This window comes from Actinomyces massiliensis 4401292, assembly GCF_000269805.1.
GTDB lineage: Bacteria > Actinomycetota > Actinomycetes > Actinomycetales > Actinomycetaceae > Actinomyces > Actinomyces massiliensis.
The window spans coordinates 1,241,771-1,263,571 of sequence record NZ_JH711481.1 but is presented as its reverse complement, the minus strand read 5'-3'; the positions used below and the strand labels follow the sequence as shown (position 1 = coordinate 1,263,571).

The following is a 21,801-nucleotide window of genomic DNA, read 5'->3' as shown; positions in this document are numbered from 1 at the left end:
TGGGTGTGGGTGTCTTGGGTGTTGCACATGGGAGAGCGGGATCTTTGCGGGGTGGGTGCTGTTTTTTGTTGGAATGATGGGCTTTTCTGATGATCATGGTGCGTGGTGGTCGGGCTCCCATGTGCGGTGAGGGGGGGCTACGCACATGGGAGCAGGCCCATGGTCGCCACCAAAATTACTTTTCCGCATGATTCCGCGGTTCCCACCGACGCAGGGCATGGGCGAGTGTGCACCATCGACCGCCCCTGCCGGGCGCGGGCATCAGGACAAGGTTTTTCATGCTGAGTAATTGCGGTGACGACCGCCCCGGGCACACGCGAGCACCGGTCGGCGGCGTCGATAGTGCCGACGTCGCCCGAACCACCACCCGGGCACACGCGAGCACCGGCAGAGCCGGCCCGCAACGGTGAAAACCCGACTCATCCAGCTCTCCCAGCCCCGAGATATCCCACCCCGCACCGGAGTACGACCGATCTCGAGGCGGAACCGGACCGATCTCGGCACGGATTGCTACCGATCTCGAGGCGGAACCGGACCGATCTCGGCACGGATTGCTACCGATCTCGAGCCGGAAGCGGACCGATCTCGACGCCGAGTACGACCGATCTCGGCGAATGGGGCCGGCGTCCCGGCGGCTCCGGGCGTCAGCCCGCCCGGCCGTACTCCCGGTGCACCCCGCGCCCCACGGAGGCGGCGGCCATCCCTCGCCCGCGAGCCACGAGGCGCGCGCCCCGCGCCCGATGCGTCAGAGATCCGCTGAGCAGCCCGAGGCCGGTGCGCGCCGAGCCGAGCAGCACCCGCATAAGGCCGCCGCCCAGCGCCCTCGTGCGTCCGGCGACATGCAGCCCCGGTCCGGCCAGGGCGAGATCGACGCGCACCGCGGTCGCCGCATGGGTGCGCTGACGTCTGAGAATCCACTCCCGCCCCAGACGGGCGACCGGCACGTGATCGCGCACGCGGGCGTCGTCGCACCACCGGATCTCTCCCCCCGCCGCCACCAGGCGACGGGTGAACAGCGTGTCCTCCCCGCCGGTGGCGCCGAAGGCCTCGTCGAAGCGCAGGCCGTGATCCCGCACGAAGCGAAGATCGAGCAACAGGTTATTGGTCGCGGCAACGGGGCGCAGTGTGCCCGTCGGCCAGGTGCGCCGTTCGAAGAAGGCGCCCGCACGCACCCACGCATCGGGCTCGCTGTCGTAGACCGGCACGACGAGCCCGGCGACGGCGGCGGGCCGGGTGTCCGCGAAGGTCGCGAGCAGTGCGGCGAGCCAACCGGGCTCCGGCTCCTCATCGTCGTCGATGAAGAGCAGCAGCCGGCCGGTGGCCTCGTCCAGGGCCCGATTGCGCACTGCGGCGACGCCGGGGCGCGACTCGACGACGTAGCGCAGGCCCACCCCCTCGGGCGCATCGGCGCGCAGCGCGCTCACGGCCGACCGCGCCGACGCCGAAGGATCGTTGTCGATCACGACGACCTCAGCGGCATCGCCAGACACGCCCGCGGCTCCAGCCGCAGCAGCGGCCTGAGCGAGCGCGCCGCGCACAGCGCACACCACGGCATCGGGCCTGCGGTAGGTCGGGATGGCGATCGTCAGGCCCTCGACGAGGACGGAGCCGCCCTCCGAGACGGTCATGAGTCCCCCTTGCGGCTGTACTCCAGCACTCGCACCCCGAAGGCCCCCACGACCATGCCCAGACCGCCCCGACACGAGACCTCGTGGACGGCGCGGGCAGCCGTATCCCCGCGCCTGCGGGCCAGCACGGCGCGCGCACCGTCGCGCCCGGCCCGGCCCAGGCCCTTGACGGCATAGCCCAGTCGCAGCGGCAGACGCGGGCCGGAAGCGGTGTCGATCCGCACGCGCGCCCACGAGGAGCCTGAGCGATAGGAACGACGCAGCACCCAGGCGCGGGTGGCGCGCTCGGGCGGTACCCGCTTGTCGACGACGGCGCCGGTCGCGAATCGGATGACCCCGCCGGCCAGACTCAGACGGCGGGTGAACAGCGAATCCTCGCCCCCGCTCAGTCCGTAGCCGGGATCGAACCACAGGTCCAGGTCGCGCACGACCTTCAGGTCCAGCAGCAGATTGCCGGTGTCCGCACTGGGCACGCGGGCGCCGTCGTCGGCCCGCCAGGAATCGAATGCGCCGCTGGCGGCGACCCATGCGTTCGGAGCCTGCGCGTACATCGGTGGGGTGGGGCCGGTCACCGCCGCGCAGTCGCCCTCGCGCCATGCGGTCACCAGAGCGCGCAGCCAGCCCTCGCGCGGCAGTTCATCGTCATCGAGGAAGACCAGCAGATCCTCGCCGGCGCACTCCTGCAGTGCACGATTGCGACCGGCGACAATACCGGGCACCGGCTCATGAACATGCCTGATACGGCTCCCGAGACGGCTCCCGACTCGGTGAGGACGACGGTCCTCATCGGCCCGCCCGAGGGGGGAGTCGGCCTCTGGTTCCTCGGATTCCTCCGGTTCCTCTGAGTCCTCCGGCTCTTCTGGGGCCAGAGCCCCGGCGGTCTCAGAGGGCTCGGCAGGCTCAGCGGATTCATCTGATTCAGCAGCTGCGGCGACCTCGGCCACGACCGCGGCCGCACCCGCCTGCGGATCATTGTCGACGACGAGAACCCGCGCATCCGCCTCGTCGGCGAGCTGACCGACCTGGGCCAGCAGTAATGGCAGGAGCTCGGCGAGGTAGCCATTACGCCGGTATGTGAGAACAGCCACAGTAAGGTTCGGACGATCCACCGTCTCCCGCTCGATGCGCCCCGCAGGCGCGCGCCGACCTGCGGTGCGGCCGTCCTCCGGCCCATGTCGAGCATTCACCGCGGCTCCCCTCTCCGATGCCTGGACGGCCTCGACGGTACTATTCCAGGGCGCCGCGGTCCCGGCTACCTCACGGACCGCATTTGCAGGAAGGCCGCCATGGGCACCGATCACACGAGCACCGCATCGACGACAGGGGACGAGACCTCTCGCCTCCTGACCCGCACCGCCGTCATCGTCGTCAGTTACGGCTCCCCCGGACTCCTGGAGAGCAACCTGGCGCAGGTCTGCCAGAACGTCCCGGAAGCCCGTTACGTCGTGGTCGATAGTTTCTCGACCTCCGAGGTGCGCGAGGAGACGCTCGCGATGGCGCGCGAGCACGACTGGGTCGTCGAGACGCCTGAGACCAATGTCGGGTTCGGCGGCGGAGTCAATCTCGGTGCCGCGCGCGCCCGCGCCGAGGGCGCCGAGATCCTGCTCCTACTCAACCCCGATGCGGCCATCTCCCGAGAGAATCTCATTCGGCTCGTCAGCCGGGTGCAGGCCGAGCCTCTGACCCTGGTGGCGCCCGTGCTGACCGACTCCGAGGGACATGTCGTGGCGGACCGCACGGTGGTCTGCCTGGCGGACGGCTCCATGCGCTCGCCCCGTTCGAGCAGGCCCATTCCCCCGGGCGGGACCCGGCCGTGGCTCAGCGGCGCCTGTCTGGCACTGTCCACACGCCTGTTCGAGGCCGCAGGGGGGTTCGATGAGCGCTACTTCCTGTACTGGGAGGACGTCGACTTCTGCGCCCGCGTGCTCGGCGCCGGCGGAGCCCTCATGCTCGCGCGCGGCGCGACGGCAGTCCACGACGAGGGCGGCACGCAGGCCTCCAGTACGACGCCCGATCAGGGGCGAGCCAAATCCGACACCTACTACTACTACAACACGCGCAACCGCCTGCTCTACGCGGCTCTTCAGCTTGAGCGTGCGGAGCAGCGCCGCTGGGCCGCCACGTCGGCCGCGGCCGCGCGAGAGATCGTCCTTCGCGGAGGGAAGCGCCAGCTGCTCAACTCTCGCTCATCGCTCAGAGCCGCATGGGCGGGTACGCGCGACGGACTGCATCTCCTGCGCCAGGTCAGGCGCGGCGAGTCACCCGCCGAGGGCGTGCCCCTGATCCGCGAGGACAGTGATAACGGCGGGACCGGCGAGAGCAGCAAGGCCAGCAAGAACAGCAGAGCCGGCGAGAGCAGGGACGCCGGATGGCCCGAGGGTCCTGAAGGCCCAGAGGGGCCGGCTGGCGCCGCCAGCACCCAAAGCCCCGATAGCCCAGAGAGCCCCTGAGCTATCGGCGCCGCTTCTCCACCGGGCTCTCCGTAGAAAGCCTGGTGATCACTGTGAGCACTGCGAGCGCTGTGAGCACTGTCGGGCGCTGTGAGCACTGTCGGGCGCGGTGCCGGGTATCCGCACTAAGTCGCTACTAGCCGGTACTAGTCAGTACTAGCCAAGTACTAGTCGCTACTAGTCAGTACTGCGCGGCCCTGAGGGGCGCTGCGTGACGCCGTGACGCTGAGTGCGCTCCGCTGCGCACCGCGCCTCCCACCCGGGCAGGACCCACACGCATGCCGGAGCACCCCGGCGTCTGCGGTATTGCGAACGCAAATACAGGCGGACCCCATACGCATGCCGGAGGGCGCCGGCCCCCATGCGGGGGCCGGCGCCCTCCGGCATGCGTCATCTCAGCTCAGGCGCGTGACCTTCACAGAGTCGACATTGAGGTTGATCTGCTCCGGACCGGCCGATCCCGACACGTAGGTCGTGAAGCCGATCGAGCCGGGTGCGGCCAGAGAGGCGTCGGTGTCGGTCTTGTCCACCTGCCACTCGCCGGGCTCGGAGTCACCGATCCAGGCGCGGGCGCGCACGGCTGTGGACTCGGCGCCGTCGAGAGCGAAGCGCAGGTGGAGGGGCTGACCCGCCGTGTAGGTGCCCACGTTCGCCGTGCCGATCACCGTGTCGGTGCCGCCGGAGTTCTTGGTCACCGTCATCGTCACAGCACCATCAGCGGCGACACGGAAGTCCGCCTGGTAGCGGCCGGCCTCCGTCTGACGACCGATGTAGGAGATGTAGGCGCCGTTACCGGTCGCCAGCCCGTCCAGGGACAAGTCGACCTGCGACTCGGTGGAGGTCGAGTTGATCACCTGGGAGTGGACCGACGAGGACGAACGGGCGCCCTTCATCGCGATCACGCCCTTGGAGTTGGCGGTGGAGAAGTTGCTACGACCCCAGTCGATCGCCCATTCTCCGCCCTTGGCGGCCGAGCCCCAGCCAGTCTGGGTGTCCCGGTCGAAGGAGTCATTGAGGAAGGTCTGGCCAACAGCGACGTCACCCGGGTCGGGCTCGGGCTCCGCAGGATCGGTGCCCGGCTCACCGGCAGCCGTGACGCTCACCCAGTCCGAGTAGGTCGAGGCGCCCCACGGGTCCTCCACGACGACGCGATAGCGGTGAGAGGAACCGTACTTGACCTTGTCAGTGGCGGTCAGCTGAGGCAGCTCCCAGAAGCCGGCGGTCGCCTTCTGGGTCGAGACCGGCTCGGAGTCGGTGGTATCGCGGTAGACCTTGTAGGTCAGCGTCTTGTCGTCACGATCCCAGTTGGCCTGGAAGGAGAGGTTCACAACCCCGGGCTCGCTCGAGTCCGCCGTCACCTTGTAGGCGCCGCCCTTCGTCTCGGGGCCCATCTGGTTCGGGGCGATCTCACGACGGGCGAAGCGCACGAGGCCCTGCTGCCCGCCGCCGTTGACGGTGGTGAACTCACCGCCGTAGACGACGTAGTCCTTGTTGCCCTCAACGGTCCAGGTCGACTGATTCATGCCGGTGAAGCCGCCCGAGTTGAAGACGGGGTAGAAGTTGAGGTTCTCGGGAGCCGGCTGGCCCTGGTGGTCGGCGTAGCCGGGGGCCGTGTTCGGCAGAACCGTGCCGGTGGCCTTGTTCGTGAAGGCGACGGCGTTGTGGAACGTCGAAGTGCTGTTGGGCAGCCCGCCGATGTTGGAGCAGTCGTGCGTGTGGCTGGAGGCGTAGACGACATCGCCCATGGGCTGGACGTCGTAGGTGTCGCCGTGGCAGTCGGCCAGGTAGGCCAGCTCACCGGTGGTCCAGTCGGCACGGAACATGCCCTCGATATTGCCCAGCCTGCTGTTCATGGAGTAGGCCGTGCCGTAGAGCCCCTGGCTATCGGCGCGCAGGCTCATGATGGCGGCCTTGTTGCCGGCGTTCTTCACGACGGAGTTGATCGCATTGTTCCGCACGCTGCCGTCGTTCTCCAGGATGGCCATGCCGTAGCCGGGCTCGGAGGAGCCGTTGACGGAGCTGAAGCTGCCGCCGATGGCCACGCCATTGCCGTCCGGTGCGGCTGCGATCGCCTGCACGGAGTAGTCGGCGACCTCGGGGGCGAAGTCCTTCAACGTGCGCGAGCCCAGGTCGAAGGCGGCCATCCGGTAGCGGGGCTGGGAGTTGACCTCGGTGAAGCTTCCTCCGATGTAGAGGGTCGAGCCGTCCGCAGAGACCTCCACGGCCTTGACCGCGGTGTTGGTGCCCAGGCCCAGCCGCTGGCGGGAGCCATCGGCCGCCGAGACCGCGCCCACGCGGTAGGTGTTGGCGCCGTTGAGCTTGGTGAAGTTGCCCCCGATGTACAGGGTGGAGCCATCGGGGGAGGCCGTGATGGACTGCACATTACCGTCGGTGGTCGGCGCCCAGTCCAGCAGCTCACCGGTGGTGATGTCGTAGGCCATCAGGTTGCTGCGCGACTGCTCGCTCTCACCAGCGGCCGCGCCCGCGGGACGCGCGGAGGAGAAGGTGCCGGCGACGTAGACCGTGTTGCCGACGACCTCCTGGTCCCACACCACGCCGTCACCGATCTGGGCGGTGGGCAGGGCATCCGCGGAGACCGTCTGCGGCCCGGTCGGTTCGGCCGGCTCGCCCGGCTTCTCCGCGCCGCCGCCCTGGTCACCGGGCTGCTGGCCGGGATTGTTCTGGTCCCCGCCCTGGTCGCCCGGCTTCTGACCGTTGTTGTTCTGGTCACCGGGCTGCTGGCCGGGATTGTTCTGGTCGCCCGGCTTCTGGCCACGGTTGTTCTGGCCACCGGGGTTGTCGGGGTTGTTCTGGTCGATGGGCGCCTGCTGGTCCGCCGGGCCCTCCATGGACCCATTGGAACCTTCAGCGCTGGCGCTCGATACCGGAAGCAGGCCGGCGCCGAGCAGGAGGACAGACAGAATGAACGCGGGTATCGATGTGCGCAAGTGACGAGGCACGAGGCGGCTCCATCCAAGATATCGGCACCCATTGGGGTACAGGCGCCTTGGTTGTGTGGGAACTAGGTTGGGGGAAGAACGACGCCCTCTGCCCAGGTAGAGAGGACGACGCGGGAATATGTGGAAGACGTTACCTCATTGATATGACTATGTGGAAGCTATGAAGAGACGACATCCGATGAGCGCCGCCTTCAGGACTGCTTCAGGGGCACTTCAGGACAGTATCAGAACGGCTTCAGGACTTCTTCAGAATCTCAGCAGGGTGTCGTTCAGAACGCCGTTGGAACGCCGTCAGGACGTCGGAGCCTCCCCCTGGAAGACGGCCGCACGCGAGCCGGCGCCGGAGTCGACGACGACACTGACGGAGCCGCGTTGGTCAACGGGGACAACGAATCCGTACTCCAGGACGACGGCATCTCCGGGTGCGATCGAGGCGGGAACCGCGTCGGAGGCGCTATCGACGGGGGAGGCCGGCACCGCATCCGCACCGTACGTGAGCGTTACCACAAGTCCACTCAAGGACAAGTCGGAGCCTGTGGAATTCCCCACAGTAACCGGGACGACGATGCCCGACCCGCCGATCTCACCGGGGCCGGCCTCGAGATCGGTGGCCCTCAGCGCGCCGATCTGCACAGCCAGACCATCATCGAGAGCGGCGGCCTGGTCGAGGCCCTGAGCCGGGAGCTCGTCGCCCCCCTGGTCCTCGGATTCGTTGGATTCGTTGGAATCCTCAGTTGCCGCAGGCTCCGACTCGGTTGCCGCGGGCGAGGGCGAGGCCGGGGTCGCAACACTCGGCACGGAGGTCGGATCGGGGGTTCCGGAGGAGTCGGTGGCCTCCGCGGTGGCGGAGGGATCGTCGGAGGGTTTGGAGTGGGAGCAGCCGGCGATCAGGGCAATGGGGAGAACAGGAAGAAGGGCAAGAGCTGCAATACGTACAGGTCTGATCATTGGCGCAGGATAGGCGCTTTTCGCATTGCACGCACCGTTGTCGTCGCCGTCGTCACCGCCGTCGCCACCGCCATCGGCACCGCTGCCGTCACCGCCGCGATAGCCTTTCCGCACCATCCCGTTCCCGCCCCACGGAAGGCCCACCGTGACCGTCTCCACCCCCCAGAGCCTGAGAATCGCGATGATCGGGACCCGCGGCGTTCCCGCACGCTACGGCGGCTTCGAGACCGCGATCGAGGAGGTCGGCCGCCGCCTGGCCGACCGGGGCCACCGCGTCCTGGTCTACTCCCGCAATCCCGACGCCTCCACTCCCCTGCCCCGGTTCTACAGAGGCATGCGCGTGATCGAGCTGCCCGCCATGCGGCGCCGCAGCCTGGAGACCCTCTCCCATACCGGGGCCTCGATCGCGCACCTGCTGCCGAGAGTCCACCCGGACGTCGCCTTCGTCTTCAACGCCGCCAACTCACCCTTCCTGCCCGCACTGCGCGCCGCCCGCATCCCGGTGGCCACGCATGTGGACGGCCTGGAGTGGAAGCGCGGCAAGTGGGGCCCGACCGGTCAGCGCTACTACCGCGCCGCGGAGGCCGCCGCCGTCCGCTTCTCGGACGCCCTGATCGCCGACGCCCGGGGCATCGCCGACTACTACGACCAGGAGTTCTCCGCCCCCACCGAGCTCATCGCCTACGGAGCCCCGCAGGTGCCCACGCGCACCGACCGGCTGCCCGAACTGGGCCTGGAGGCGGGCGGCTACCACCTGGTCGTGGCGCGCTTCGAGATCGAGAACCACGTCGACGTCATCGTCGACGGCTACACCCGCTCGTCGGCCCGCCGCCCGCTCGTCGTCGTCGGCTCCGCCCCCTACTCCGATGAGCACACCCGCCGGATCGAGTCCCTGGCCGACGCGCGCGTACGGCTCCTGGGCGGGATCTGGGACCAGGAGCTGCTCGACCAGCTGTACGCCGGGGCGCTCATCTACCACCACGGCCACTCCGTGGGCGGCACCAACCCGTCGCTGCTGCGGGCCATCGGCGCGGGAACCGCCGTCGACGCCTTCGACGTGCCCTTCAACCGGGAGGTCCTGGGCGACGCCGGCCGCTACTGGTCCGACGCCGACGACGTCGCCGCCCTGGTCGCCTCCGCGGAGGCCGACCCCGCCGCCCACCTGGAGCGCGGCGGCCTCTCGCTCGAGCGCGCCCGGCTCTACGACTGGGATGAAGTGGCCGACCGCTACGAGGCGCTGGCCCGACGACTGGCCGCTCAGGGCCCCTCCCATCACCGTCCCAGCGGCAGGCGCGCGGGGGTGATCGGATGAGCACCATCCTGGTCGCCCACCCCTCGCCCGACCTCTACGGCTCCGACCGCCAGCTACTGGAGACGATCCGGGCCCTGGTCGATGCCGGCCACCGGGTCAATGCCGCTCTGCCCGACGACGGGCCGCTGCGGCCCGAGCTCGAAGCCCTCGGTGCGCGAGTGGCGATCGTGCCCTTCACCGTGCTGCGCAAATCCCTGATGAGCCCCCGCGGACTCGCCGGACTGGTGGCGCGCTCCGGCGGGGAGATCGCCCGACTGCGGGGCCTGATCAAGGCGAACGACGCCGACCTCGTCCTGGTCAACACCGTGACCCTGCCGTGGTGGGCGCCGGCCGGCCGCGCAGCCGGGGTGCCGGTGCTCGCCCACGTCCACGAGGCCGAGGACACCCAGAACCTGCTGGTGCGCACCGGGCTCAACGCTCCGCTGCTGGCCGCTTCCCGCGTCGTGGTCAACTCGCAGGCCGCGCGAGACACCCTCGTGCGCGCGCAGCCTCCCTTGAAACGACGCACCAAGGTCGTCCACAACGGCGTCCCCGCGCCGCAGGATCCGCCGCCCCCGCTGCGCCAGCGCCTCCCGCAAGCGGCCTTCCGCATCGCCATGGTGGCCAGGCTCTCCCCGCGCAAGGGCGTCGACGTCGCCCTGGAGGCGCTGGGCCATCTGCGCGCCGACGGGCTGAACGCCTCCTTGAGGCTGTGCGGGTCGGTGTTCCCCGGTTACGAGTGGTACGAGGAGCAGCTGCGCGAGCGCGCCGCGCGCCCCGATCTGGCGGGTCATGTGGAACTGCTCGGCTATGTCCATCCGACGTGGCCGGTGCTCTATGCGGCAGACGCCGTGGTCGTGCCCTCTCGGGTCGAGCCCTTCGGCAACACGGCGGTCGAGGCGATGCACGCGGAGCGCCCCCTGGTGGCCTCTCGGGCGCAGGGACTGGCCGAAGTCGTCACCGACGGCGTGACCGGACTGCTCGTCGAGCCCGACTCTCCGCGAGCACTCGCCGACGCGCTGCTGAGCCTGGCGGCCGATCCCGGACGTGCCCGCACCCTGGCCCGGACCGCGCGGCGGGAGGCGGCCAAGCGCTTCGGCGTCGAGCGTTACCGCACGGCGATGGTCGAAGTCGTCGAGGACCTGCTGTCCGAGGGCGCAGCATCCTGAGACTCACCGGGAGCACCGGCGAACACCTCATTTTATTTCGCGAGATCGGTCGTATTCCGCGTCGAGATCGGTCCAGTTCCGGCGCGAGATCGGTCGTAACCCGTGCCGAGATCGGTCCGGTTCCGCGGATCTGCTGTTCGCCAGCGGTTCTGAGGTGTGGCATGTGGCTTTCGCTCTCGAGCTCGTCGTGTGCGTCTCGACGTCGGGTTGGCCGGGCTTAATCGGACCGATCTCGACGCCGGCTGTAGTGAGTCAGTGCAGCTGGAGCTGGGGCGACGTGGTGGGTGTGTCTGGTGGGTGCGGTTGTCTTCGATGTTGCACATGGGAGACCGAAGTGTCTGCGGATCGAGGGCCATTTTTTGTTGGAATGACAGGCTTTTCTGGTGAGCGTCGCGCGCGGTGGTCGGGCTCCCATGTGCAGAGAGGGGGGTCTACGCACATGGGAGCAAGACCATTACCGCTACTGATGTTGCTGTTCCGCATGATTCCGCGGTTCCCACCGACACCGAGTGCATGCGAGTGTGCAACACCCACCACCCCCGGCCCACGCAGGCATCAGTGGAGCTGGCCCGCGGAGGTGAAGGCCGACGCATACGACTCCCACCCTGAGAACAACCCCACACTGGGGTACGACCGATCTCGACGCGGAACCGGACCGATCTCGCGAAGTGTGGCGCGCTCAGGCGCCGCGGCGCAGCTCGAGGTACCACCTGGGCAGGGCCAGCGCGACGTAGAGCGCATAGCCGATCAGCATGAGCCCGTAGACGCATATGAACACGGTCGGCGTGAAGCGCAGCATGAGCGCGAAGCACATGAGGCCGTAGTCGGTCGGCGCCGAGAGCACCGCCTTGACGAAGCTCGGCCGGCCCTCGTTCTTGGCCAGCGGCGTGCCTCCGTGGTATCGCAACTGGTAGGTCAGGATGTAGCTGAAGAAGTGGACGTTCTGCACCGCCCCGAAGGCCAGGGGCACGAGCAGCACCACCGGTCCCGTCAGCTGGTCCAGGCTGAAGCGGAACAGGCTGATCGCGATCGCCGCATGAATCGTGGACAGCTTGATGACATCGGCCACATGGTCGAGCCACTCCCCGGCCCTGGAGCCGCCGTTGCGCAGCCGTGCCAGCTGGCCGTCGGCCGAGTCGAGCGCATAGCCCAGCATGAGCAGCAGAGAGGTGAGCACCGTCGCCGCCGGCGAGGGCGCCCAAACCGCGATGAGCACGATGCCGAGGTAGGTGCAGCAGGCCGACAGCACCGTCACCTGGTCGGGCGTCATGCCCACGCGGTGGGCGATAGCGGCGAGCACGCGCCCCACCGGTCGATTGATGACCCGCGAATACAGAGGGGCGCCCGCGTTTGACTTCTGCGCCGCCGACAGCGCGCGAATGGACTCCGCGACACCAGGACGGGCAGTGGGCGCGGGCGTGGTTGCGGGCATCATCTCTCCGGTTGATTCGGGACGGACGGATCGGGATCTTCAACATCTGAGGAGTCTGAGGCGGCGGGACGCCCTTCCGGTGCACCCGGATCGACGGGGCCGACAGTACCGGCAGCGTCCCGGTCCCGGCACTCTGCAGCGGGCGCAGCGCCCTGGACGACAGTACGCCCCTGAGCCCGCGCAGCCGCGGAAGCCGGGCCGCCCCCGTCCGCAGCTGTTCCGACGGCCTCCAGAACCGCCTCCCCGGCGGCGCCCTCGCCCGGTGCGGCTCCGGCGGCATCGGGATCATCGCCATCGGTCTCGTAGGCAGGGCAGTCAGCACCGCCAGCGCCATCAGCGCCATCAGCGCCATCAGCAGAGCCAGCAGAGCCGGCAACATCAACAGAGCCGTCGTCATCGCCGTCCTCCTGGACGCGGCGACGGCGCAGATCCGCCGACACCCACAGGGCGTAGGGCACCAACTGGCACACGATCACCGCGATGACGGAGCCGGCGATCGGGCCCGCCGCCCCCAGAGGGGCGATGAGCACCCAGGACAGCACGAGGTTCATGGGCACCAGAATGACCACGGGGATCATCTGGGCCCGCAGCCCCCGCGGGTCGGTCATGTACATGCCCAGCGGCTGCTTGGCGGCCTCGACGACGACGTTGGCGATATTGGCCGCCAGCAGCGTCACCGGCAGCTCGATCTTCCCATCGGACAGGACGGAGGCCATCCACGGCGCCACCAGGACCAGGCCGAGGCTCAGCCCCCCTCCCATCGCGGCGAAGGACCTCGCCGCCCCGAAGGGGGACTCCACCCGCCCATCGGCGCGCGCCTTGGCGAAGTGCGGCCACATGGCCATGCCGGTGACCGAGACCGTCTGCGTGAGCAGATTGAACATCTGCGCGGCCAGGTTGTACTGGGCCAGGGTCTGCCCGCCCCCCAAGTGGGACAGCAGCAGACGGTCGGTCTGGAAGGCGATGGGGATGATGAGGGCCTGGACCAGCGAGGGACCCGCGGTGTCCACGATCCGGACTCCGCGCACCTCGCGCAGCCTCGGCACGTCGCGCAGCGCCTGGGACAGCAGCGGCCGGGTGGTCCGCCAGGCCACGACGACGCACACGATCGACACGAGCGTGTTGGCCATGTACGACATCACCGAGACGGCGTTGCCCGCCTCCAGACGGACGACGACGGCCAGAAGCAGCATGCACGTCAGGGCCGGGGAGACGATGCCCTGACTGATGACCTGGGTGGCCGAGCGCCCCATCCCCACGACGATCCGCTGGCCGACGCTCAGCGGCAGGGCCGCGGCGTAGACGACCAGACACAGCGTCGCGGTGACCCCGCACCCGTCCATCAGCTTGGCGCCCAGGAGGGTCGGCCACAAGCCCGCCAGCCCGAGCACGACGCCGGTGGTGGCGATGATGAGCGCCGAGGCGAGGAGCACGCGGATCGCCGTCGTCAGGGTCCGCCGCACGATTGCATCGTGACGAAGATCGCTCGATCCGGCCACCGAGTTGAGGATCACCGCGCCGATGCCCAGATCGGTGAAGGGCATGAGGTTCGGGAAGGTGGCCAGGAGCCCGTACTGGGCGTAGGCGTCGGTGCCGAAGTGGCTGATGATGAGCCGGGTGTTGACCAGTCCGAAGACCCCGGTCACCCCCATGACGACGACCTTTGCCAGTGCCGTACGGCGTATCGGCGCCCATACACCCGATGCGGGCGCCGAACGGGTCGAAGTCATGGGATGATCTCCTCACCAGCAGACGGTCGAAGATGGATAATGGGGAACGAACACGCGTAGGATGACTCTCCTCACGCGCATTCCGCCAGGGGCCGCCGTCACGGTAGCATCATCAGACAAGCGGACCCGACGACGACCGCGCCACATCGACACATATTCGACACATACAAGAACGCCCAGCGAACATCCAGAGATCGTTTAAAGCTCCTTATCGACACCAATCGACCCATCCCACCCCCCGCATCTAACGCCTTCACGGAGAAGCCTTGCAGCCCACCATCCCGCTCCAGTCCTCACAGCGGCCCGCCACAAGGCGCACGCTGCGGGCGGGCGCGCGCGGGTACCTCCCCCCGCTGGACTCGCCCGGTTTCACTTCCTGGCCGGTCATGCGCCGCGACCTCCTCGCCTGGCTCCTCCTGGGCGACATCGCATCCGTGGCAACCCCCACGCTGCTGCACGCCCTGGTCAACCCGACCGGCGCGCTGATGACGGCCTCCACCGGTGCAGCCATGCTGCTCCTGGCCTGGTCCCTCGGGGCGCTGCGGGTCGACGTCGTCGATCAGGCCCGTTCCGGCTGGGGGCGCCTGCTGACCGCGGCCGCGGTGATCGCGCCGATCGCCATCATCGCCAAGCAGGCTTTGGCGCCGCTCTCCTCGACCATCTCCGTCCTGCTGCTCCTGCTCGCCGCCCAGACGACCCTGGCGATCATCAACCGGAGCATCGAGAGCGCCTGGCTGCGCCGCTGCCGCATGGACGGTCACGGCCTGCGGCGCACGCTCATCGTCATGGGCACGGGGGCTGAGGTCATCCTGCGCCAGCTGCACCGCCACCCGGGCGACGGATTCCTGGTCGTCGGCTACCTGTCGGCCACCACCAGCCGCTCCCCCTCCGCCACGCCCCTGGGCGACGCCGACTCGATCAGGCACACGGTCCATTCCGAGCACATCGACGTCGTCATGACACTCGGCGGCGTGACCCCGGATTCGCTGGTCTCCATCATGCGGGCCCTGGAGGCCACCTCCGCCCGCCTCGTCGTCGCCCCCGGCCTTCAGGACGTCGTTCCCGGCCGCATGCGCGGCCTGCCGGTGACGCACGGCTGGAGCGGTCTGATCGATGTGCGCCTGCGCCGGGTGCGGCTGGTCACCAAGGACTTCGTGGACCGCGTCGCCGCAACGCTGCTCCTCGCCCTCGCCGGACCGGTTCTTCTCATCGCCGCCGCGGCGATCCGCCTGGACTCGCCCGGCCCAGCGTTCTACACCCAGATCCGCGTGGGCGAGCGCGGCCGCCACTTCACCATGTTCAAGCTCCGCTCGATGTACATCGATGCGGACGCGCGTCGCGCGGCCGTCGTCGCCGCCGGTGGCGATGCCGGAAACAAGGTGCTCTTCAAGGATCGTCGAGACCCCCGCATCACGCGGGTTGGACGCGTCCTGCGCCGCACCTCCCTGGATGAGCTTCCCCAGCTCTTCAACGTGGTGCGCGGTGACATGAGCCTGGTCGGCCCCCGGCCGGCACTGCCCCAGGAGGTCGCGGAATACGACTCCGAGGCCCGTCGCCGGCTCCTGGTCAAGCCAGGGTTGACCGGTCTGTGGCAGGTCTCGGGACGCTCCGATCTGTCCTGGGACTCGACGGTCGCCCTGGACCGGCACTACGTCGAGAACCGCGGCGCGCAGCTCGACGTGGAGATCCTCGCCAACACTCTGAAAGCGGTTGTCGGGGGACGGGGAGCCTACTGATGCTCACCGGCTACGTACCCGGTGGCTTCGATATGCTCCACATCGGGCATCTCAACATTCTCACGTCCGCTGCCGCCCGGTGCGACCGCCTCATCGTGGGCGTCGCCACCGACGAGTCCCTGGAGCGCATGAAGGGACGTCCGCCCATCGTTCCCCATACCGAGCGCATGGCCCTGGTCAGCGCCCTGCGGATGGTCGACGCGGTCGTGCCGGATCTCGATCAGGACAAGCGCCTGGCCTGGCGCCGGTCCCCCTTCGACGTCCTGTTCAAGGGCACCGACTGGGAGGGAACCGACAAGGGCAAGGCGCTTGAGGCGCAGATCATGGAGGTGGGCGCACGGGTGGTCTATCTGCCCTACACCCCCACCACCTCCTCAACGATGCTGCGCCGTGTACTCGCTCAGGAGATCGCCGCGCGCACCCCCGTGCCGGACGGGCGGTGAGGACCGTGCGCATCACATTCCCGCGGCGCTTCGGCAATCGCCGCGGTTTTCGTGTGACGCGCCGTCGGCTGTCCACCATGCTCGCCATCCTGGCCTTCGCCGCGCTCGCAGTCGCGGCCTGGATGCACGAGGGGGCCTCCCAGGCCGACGTCGAGCTCAATGATGGCGGGGTGTGGGTCACCAGCACCACCCAGCACCTCGTGGCGCGTTTGAACTATCCGTCCCGCCAGGTCGACGGCGCCATCCGCACCGCCTCCGACAGCTTCGACGTCACCCAGAACGCCGATCACGTCCTGGTCCCCGACACGGCCGCCTCGACCGTCTCCACAGTGGACCCCACGACCGTCTCGCTATCCGCAGGAGCGCCGCTGACCGGCGGCGTCACTGTCTCCCAGGGCGCCGACCGGGTCATCTCCGCCAACCCCGTCGAGGGCACCGTGCGCGCGACCACGGTCAACGCCGTCGGCTCGCTGTCGGCGGCTCCGGCGCTCATCGAGAACTCCCCGGAGGTGGTGGCGGTCGCCGGCACCGACGGCTCCGTCCACGCCGCATCCACCAAGACCGGCACGATCACGACCGTCCCCGTGCGCTCCAGCGGCTGGGGCAAGCCCAAGACGGAATCAGCAGCGCTGACAGCCGGCACGGATATCGCCGTGACCGCCGTCGGGGAGCAGACCGTCGTCCTGGAACGCGGCACGGGAGTGCTCCACCTGCCCGGCGGGAAGACCCTCGACCTGGGCGAATCGGGCCTGACTCTTCAGCAGCCGGGCCCGGCCTCCGACACCGTCCTGGTGGCCTCCCGAACCGGACTGCTGAACGTGCGCATGGACGGATCAGGATCGACGACCCTTCCCGCCGCGGACGACGGCGAGCCCTCCGACGGCGTGGCCGCCGCCCCGGTGCGCCTGGGCTACTGCGTGTACGCCGCATGGTCCGGATCGGGCCAGTTCCTGCGCCAATGCTCGGGCCAGGTCGAGACCCGGCACGATGAGAAGCTGGCCGCCTCCACCGCCCCCGTCTTCCGCGTCAACCGGGACGCCATCGTTCTCAACGACATCGCCGAGGGCACGGTGTGGCTGCCCGACGAGGAGCTCGTGCTGGTCGAGAACTGGACCGACATCACCTCGCAGACGGACGAGGACGCCACCAACAAGGATGACTCGGCCCAGACCAGTGAATCGCAGTCCCTGCCCGAGCGAACCGAGGAGAACCACGCGCCCGAGGCCGTCGACGACTCCTTCGGCGTGCGCCCGGGGCGCTCCACCATTCTGCCGGTGCTGGCCAACGACTCCGACCAGGACGGCGACGTGCTCACCGCGTCTCCCGGCGACGCGGCGGGAAGCATGGTGTCGCAGGCGCAGGACGGCCTGGCCCTGCGCCTGAATACGGCCGAGGACGCCGCCGGCATCATCACGGTCCCCTACACGGCCGATGACGGCAGGGGTCTGTCCGATTCCGCCGTGGCCACCGTCGAGGTGCACCCCTGGGAGGTCAACGGAGCTCCCGAGCAGAGCACGACCCCGAAGATCGTGGTCTCGGGCTCCGCCTCCGCCTCCGCCAGCGTGCTCGGCAACTGGCAGGACCCCGACGGCGACACCCTCTACCTGGTCTCCGCCCAGGGCGACGGCCTGGACGTGCGCACGACGAACGAGGGCACGGTCACAGTGCGCGACCTCACGGGCACCCCGGGCACCCGCTCACTGACGGTGGTCGTCTCCGATGGCCGCGAGACGGCCTCGGGCACGGTCGATGTGGACGTGCAGTCCGCCGACTCGGCCGCGCCGATCGCCAACGCGGACCACGTCCACGTCGTTTCCGGCTCCCAGGCGGTCATCTCACCGCTCGACAACGACTCCTCCCCGACAGGGGAGCCGCTGAGCCTGGCCGGCCTGGACGAGGCCCCCGCCGGCACCACGGCCGAGATCAACCGGCAGGCGGGCACCGTCACGTTCAAGGCGGAGGCTGCGGGCACCTACTACCTCACCTACGACGTCTCGGCCGGCGCGGCAGTGGCCAAGGGCGTGATCCGCGTCGATGTCGCGCCCGCCTCCGACTCCTCGGTGCCTCCCGTGCCGGAGAACGACACCGCACTGCTGCGCGAGGGCGGCGCGGTGACCATCTCCCCCCTGGACAACGACTTCGACCCCTCCGGCGGGATCCTCGTACTCCAGTCGGCCTCGGCGCCCCCGGAGTCGGGAGTGACCGTCACCGTGGTCAACCACTCCCTGCTGCAGATCACCTCCTCGGGCAGCGTGCCCGAGCAGGTGGACCTCGAGTACACCGTGTCCAACGGCGCCTCGACGGCGACCGGGCACGTCACGGTCGTCCCCATCACCTCGGGCGAGGCGCAGGTCCCGGTCACGGCCTCCGACACCGCGGTGGTGCGAGTGGGCGACGTCGTCACGGTCCCGGTACTCGACAACGACACCTCGCCCTCGGGGCTGGCGCTGACGCTGTCCGACCAGCTCGGCACCGTCGGGGACTCCCTGGGCACCGCGTGGGTCTCGGAGGACTCGGTGCGCCTGAAGGCCGGCGACATCCCGGGGCGCACAACCCTGACCTACACGGCCACCGACACCCTGGGCCAGACCGCCACCGGCCAACTCGACATCGAAGTGCGCGACCGCGACGACACCTCCAACGCCGCCCCCAGCCCGCAGAACCTGGAGGCGAGCACGGTAGCGGGCGCGCCCGTCGACATCACCGTGCCGCTGGACGGCATCGACGCCGACGGCGACTCGGTGAGCCTGGTGGGGCTCAATCAGCCCCCGACCGGCGGCACCGTCCAGGTCGACAGCTCCTGGATGACCTACACGCCCACCGACGGCACGACCGGCACGGACACCTTCACCTACACCGTCCAGGATCGTTTCGGGGCCCAGGCGAGCGCCACCGTGCGCGTCGGGGTGGCTCCGACCTCCCCGACCAATACCGCGCCGGAGGCCACCGACGACACGGTGGTGGCCAAGCCGGGGCGCACGGTGGCCGTGGACGTGGTCTCCAACGACCTCGACGCCGACGGCGACGACCTCGTCCTGGAGGGCACCCCCGTCCCCGACGACGACGCCCTGGGCGTGTCCGTGCGCTCCAACCGCATCGTGCTGAATCTGCCCGCCACCGAGGGCGTGCGCACGGTCCACTACACCGTCTCCGACTCCCGCGGCGGCACCGATGTGGGCACCCTGACCGTGCAGGTGGACGCCGACGCGCCCACGGCCAGCCCGGTGGGCGTGGACGATTACGTGACCGTGGACAAGGTGGAGGCGGACGGCTCGGTGACCGTGCCGGTCCTGGACAACGACTCCGACGCGGACGGCTCCCCCTGGGACCTGACGCTGACCACCGACGACCCGACCGCTCAAGTGGTCGATGGAGAGTCGATCCGGGTCACGGTCGGCGAGGAGCGCCGCTTCGTGCTCTACACGGTCACGGACATCGACGGCCTGACTGGCAACGCCGTGGTCATCGTGCCCGCCCGCTCCGAGCTGCGGCCGCGTCTGAACTCAACCACGGTGCCGGCGCGCATCCCGGCGGGCAGGACCACGGAGGTGAGCCTGTCGACCTACATCAGCTCCCGCGCCGGCACCTCGCTGACGGTCACCGACGGCTCTGATCTGCGCACGGGAACCGGGCTCGACTCGGCCACCGTCGGCGGAAGCGGCGACACCGTGTCGCTGTCGCCGACCTCGGGCTTCCTCGGGCTGACCTCGGTGACCATGACGGTCGCCGACGGCACGGGGGACGACGCCCTGAGCTCCACCCTGACCCTGCCGGTCCTCGTGGAGTCCGCGACGAACTCCGCGCCCGTGTTCACCCCCACGCAGGTGCTGACGGCCCCCGGGGAGGGCGCCGCCACCGCGGACCTGGCCTCCATGACCAAGGACGCCGACAACGACCGTCTCTCCTTCACCGCAGGCTCGGCGCCCAGCGGCTTCGAGGTGAGCCTGTCCGGATCGACGCTGTCGGTCAGCACGACGGAGGGCACCGCCATCGGCACCACTGGGGAGGTGACCATCACGGTGGATGACGGGACGAATCCGTCGGTGAGCGCCGAGCTCCCGCTGAAGGTGGTCGCCTCGACCAAGCCCCTGATGACGACGGCCCCGGCGACACTGACCTCGGACGGCTCACCGGTGACGGTGGACGTGGCCACCCTGGTGACCAATCCGTTCCCCGGCAAGCCCATCACGCTGGCGGACGCGCCGGCGGTCACCTCCGGACAGGGCAGCGTCTCGGCATCGGGCACGACGCTGACCATCAGCCCAGCCGCCGGCTTCACCGGGCGCCTCGTCGTGGGCTACCGGGCGCTGGACGCCACCGGCTCCGCGGCGCGCGGCGTCAGCGGGACGGTGACCGTGACGGTCTCGGGCGTCCCGGACCCGCCGGTCGGGGTGAGCGCCGAGCCCCGCGGGGACTCCTCCATGGCGGTGAGCTGGACGCCGGGATCCGACCACGGATCGACGATCACCTCCTACACGCTCACCGAGGTCGGCGGCGCCGGCACCTGGACCTGCACGGGCTCGCCCTGCGAGGCCTACGGCCTGCAGACGGGCGGCACCTATTCCTTCCAGGTGGTGGCCACCAACGCCGCCGGCTCCTCGGAGCCCTCCGCAGCGTCAACGCCCAAGGTGCTTTCAGTCACCCCATCGCGGCCGACGGGCGTCACGCTCGCCGGCGGCCAGGGCGAGGTCACCGCCTCATGGGCACCCGTGGACGCCGATGGCTGGTCCGTCACCTACGAGGTGCAGCTCGACGACGGTCAACGGCAGACGACCAGCGGGACATCGGCCACCTTCTACGTGGGCTCCGGCAGCTATGTGGCCAAGGTCCGCGCCGTCGTCGCCGGCAGCGGCAACTCGGAGTGGGCGACGTCCAACGCCGCCGGGCCGTGGAGCGCCCCGGGCAAGCCCTCGGTGCAGCAGGCGGCCGGCGGGGTCAACGTCTCCTGGAGCTCGGCCGGAACGGGCGCACGAGTCTCCTACACCGTCAACGTCCGCGGGGACACCTCGACCTCGGTCGACGCGGGCACGAGCACCGGGGCGTACGTGCCGCTGTCCCCCGGCAGCTACAGCATCAGCGTGACCGCCACCCACGGCGGCAGCTCCGCGGAGTCGCCGTCCACGGACTTCAAAGTCACCGGCGCCCCCAACCCGCCGTCCCCGCCGGTCATCGCGGCCAGCGGAGCGTCGGGCACGATCGACGTCGTCACCCCCGCCTACGCGAGCGCGGGCAACGGCTGGTCCACCAGCGAGCTGCACGTGGAGTACTCCATCGACGGGGGCGCCAGCTGGACCGGGAGCACGCACTTCACCGGCCTGTGGAACGGCAGGGGATACACGGTGCAGGCCCGCGTCGTCTCCCCCGACGGTTCGGTCTCCGGCTCGACCACCGGCAACTCGGCCAGGCCCTACGGACCGCCCGGGGCCCCCTCGGTCTCCTGCTCGCCGTCCGGGTCCTATGTGCGCTGCAGCTTCACCCCCGGCGACACCGGCGGGCAGGCAGTCACCTATGAGGGCTACTCCACCAAGGGATCCGGGGCGATCTCGGAGGGCCATGTCGAGTGGCTCGATCCCGGTGCCGGGAAATCCGCCACCTGGTGCGTACGGGCCTCCAACGGCGCCGGCACCACCGACTGGTCCTGCGACTCGGCCACGGCGAGCGTCGGCTCGAAGACCTTCACCATCACGACCGACACCCAAGAGGCCGCTTGCTCTCAGCAGGATCTCGACGAGACCGGCTTCCAGCGGAACTTCTGCTGGAGGATCGTCCTGGACGTGTCCGGGTTCAGCCCGAACAGCTCCGCGTCCTGCACCTACGATTACCGGGACAGGGTGGACGGCCAGCTCAAGACGTACACGGACAGTATCGCGGTGGATTCCTCCGGCAACGGCCACAAGCGGTTCCCGCACCGGAGCCAGGACCCCAATCTCAAGATCACGTGCACCCAGCAGTAGACTCCGCATGCATGTCCCTATAGCGTCTTTAACTCACACTTCTCAGGAGGTCGCCCGTCC

12 protein-coding genes are annotated in these 21,801 nt (G+C 69.5%); 6 read left to right on the top strand and 6 right to left on the bottom strand.

The window, feature by feature from the left end; genetic code table 11:
• Window positions 1-644: 644 nt before the first annotated feature.
• Entirely contained in the window at window positions 645-1,628 is a 984-nt protein-coding gene (locus W5W_RS0105305) for a glycosyltransferase family 2 protein (protein WP_017194639.1), read from the bottom strand.
• On the bottom strand, window positions 1,625-2,815 hold the full coding sequence (locus W5W_RS0105300) for a glycosyltransferase family 2 protein (RefSeq protein ID WP_017194638.1): 1,191 nt from the start codon (window positions 2,813-2,815) through the stop codon (window positions 1,625-1,627). The genes W5W_RS0105305 and W5W_RS0105300 overlap by 4 nt, the downstream gene beginning before the upstream one ends.
• Window positions 2,816-2,914: 99 nt before the next feature.
• Here W5W_RS0105300 and W5W_RS0105295 point away from each other — a divergent pair, with 99 nt between their 5' ends.
• Window positions 2,915-4,078 (top strand): glycosyltransferase family 2 protein, encoded by a 1,164-nt coding sequence (locus W5W_RS0105295; protein WP_017194637.1) that lies wholly within the window; start codon window positions 2,915-2,917, stop codon window positions 4,076-4,078.
• 395 nt (window positions 4,079-4,473) lie between these two features.
• Here W5W_RS0105295 and W5W_RS0105290 read toward each other — a convergent pair whose 3' ends face one another.
• Window positions 4,474-7,038 carry a WD40 repeat domain-containing protein gene (locus W5W_RS0105290; protein WP_017194636.1) on the bottom strand — a complete coding sequence of 855 codons (2,565 nt, stop codon included), beginning with the start codon at window positions 7,036-7,038 and terminating at the stop codon, window positions 4,474-4,476.
• Between the two features lie 291 nt (window positions 7,039-7,329).
• Complete coding sequence (locus W5W_RS0105285) at window positions 7,330-7,986, bottom strand: hypothetical protein (RefSeq protein WP_232611889.1); 657 nt, start codon at window positions 7,984-7,986, stop codon at window positions 7,330-7,332.
• A gap of 145 nt (window positions 7,987-8,131) precedes the next feature.
• Between W5W_RS0105285 and W5W_RS0105280 the strand changes: the two genes are divergently transcribed.
• Both W5W_RS0105280 and W5W_RS0105275 read left to right on the top strand, forming a co-directional pair.
• Complete coding sequence (locus tag W5W_RS0105280) at window positions 8,132-9,298, top strand: DUF1972 domain-containing protein (RefSeq protein WP_017194635.1); 1,167 nt, start codon at window positions 8,132-8,134, stop codon at window positions 9,296-9,298.
• Window positions 9,295-10,446, top strand: coding sequence for a glycosyltransferase family 4 protein (locus W5W_RS0105275; protein ID WP_008734041.1), 1,152 nt, complete (start codon window positions 9,295-9,297; stop codon window positions 10,444-10,446). The genes W5W_RS0105280 and W5W_RS0105275 overlap by 4 nt, the downstream gene beginning before the upstream one ends.
• A 679-nt stretch (window positions 10,447-11,125) precedes the next feature.
• On the opposite strand, the gene W5W_RS0105270 is transcribed toward W5W_RS0105275, so the two are convergent.
• Window positions 11,126-11,878 (bottom strand): CDP-alcohol phosphatidyltransferase family protein, encoded by a 753-nt coding sequence (locus tag W5W_RS0105270; RefSeq protein ID WP_017194634.1) that lies wholly within the window; start codon window positions 11,876-11,878, stop codon window positions 11,126-11,128.
• Window positions 11,878-13,608: a lipopolysaccharide biosynthesis protein gene (locus W5W_RS0105265; protein WP_017194633.1), complete on the bottom strand. Its 1,731-nt coding sequence runs from the start codon at window positions 13,606-13,608 to the stop codon at window positions 11,878-11,880. The genes W5W_RS0105270 and W5W_RS0105265 overlap by 1 nt, the downstream gene beginning before the upstream one ends.
• Window positions 13,609-13,874: 266 nt before the next feature.
• Between W5W_RS0105265 and W5W_RS0105260 the strand changes: the two genes are divergently transcribed.
• Genes W5W_RS0105260 through W5W_RS0105250 form a run of 3 tightly spaced genes read left to right on the top strand, consistent with a single transcriptional unit; the run spans window position 13,875 to window position 21,741 of the window.
• Window positions 13,875-15,344, top strand: a complete 1,470-nt coding sequence (locus W5W_RS0105260) for an exopolysaccharide biosynthesis polyprenyl glycosylphosphotransferase (protein ID WP_017194632.1) — start codon at window positions 13,875-13,877, stop codon at window positions 15,342-15,344.
• Window positions 15,344-15,787, top strand: coding sequence for an FAD synthase family protein (locus W5W_RS0105255; protein WP_008734056.1), 444 nt, complete (start codon window positions 15,344-15,346; stop codon window positions 15,785-15,787). Before W5W_RS0105260 ends, W5W_RS0105255 begins: the two co-directional genes overlap by 1 nt.
• A complete protein-coding gene (locus tag W5W_RS0105250; protein WP_017194631.1) occupies window positions 15,784-21,741 on the top strand; it encodes an Ig-like domain-containing protein in 5,958 nt (1,985 codons plus the stop codon). Before W5W_RS0105255 ends, W5W_RS0105250 begins: the two co-directional genes overlap by 4 nt.
• Window positions 21,742-21,801: the final 60 nt, after the last annotated feature.

Bases quoted from the DNA above. Each gene is read 5' to 3' on its own strand.
- W5W_RS0105305 (WP_017194639.1), bottom strand. From the start codon at position 1,628: ATGACCGTCTCGGAGGGCGGCTCCGTCCTCGTCGAGGGCCTGACGATC.
- W5W_RS0105295 (WP_017194637.1), top strand. From the start codon at position 2,915: ATGGGCACCGATCACACGAGCACCGCATCGACGACAGGGGACGAGACC.
- W5W_RS0105285 (WP_232611889.1), bottom strand. From the start codon at position 7,986: ATGATCAGACCTGTACGTATTGCAGCTCTTGCCCTTCTTCCTGTTCTC.
- W5W_RS0105275 (WP_008734041.1), top strand. From the start codon at position 9,295: ATGAGCACCATCCTGGTCGCCCACCCCTCGCCCGACCTCTACGGCTCC.
- W5W_RS0105270 (WP_017194634.1), bottom strand. From the start codon at position 11,878: ATGCCCGCAACCACGCCCGCGCCCACTGCCCGTCCTGGTGTCGCGGAG.
- W5W_RS0105265 (WP_017194633.1), bottom strand. From the start codon at position 13,608: ATGACTTCGACCCGTTCGGCGCCCGCATCGGGTGTATGGGCGCCGATA.
- W5W_RS0105255 (WP_008734056.1), top strand. From the start codon at position 15,344: ATGCTCACCGGCTACGTACCCGGTGGCTTCGATATGCTCCACATCGGG.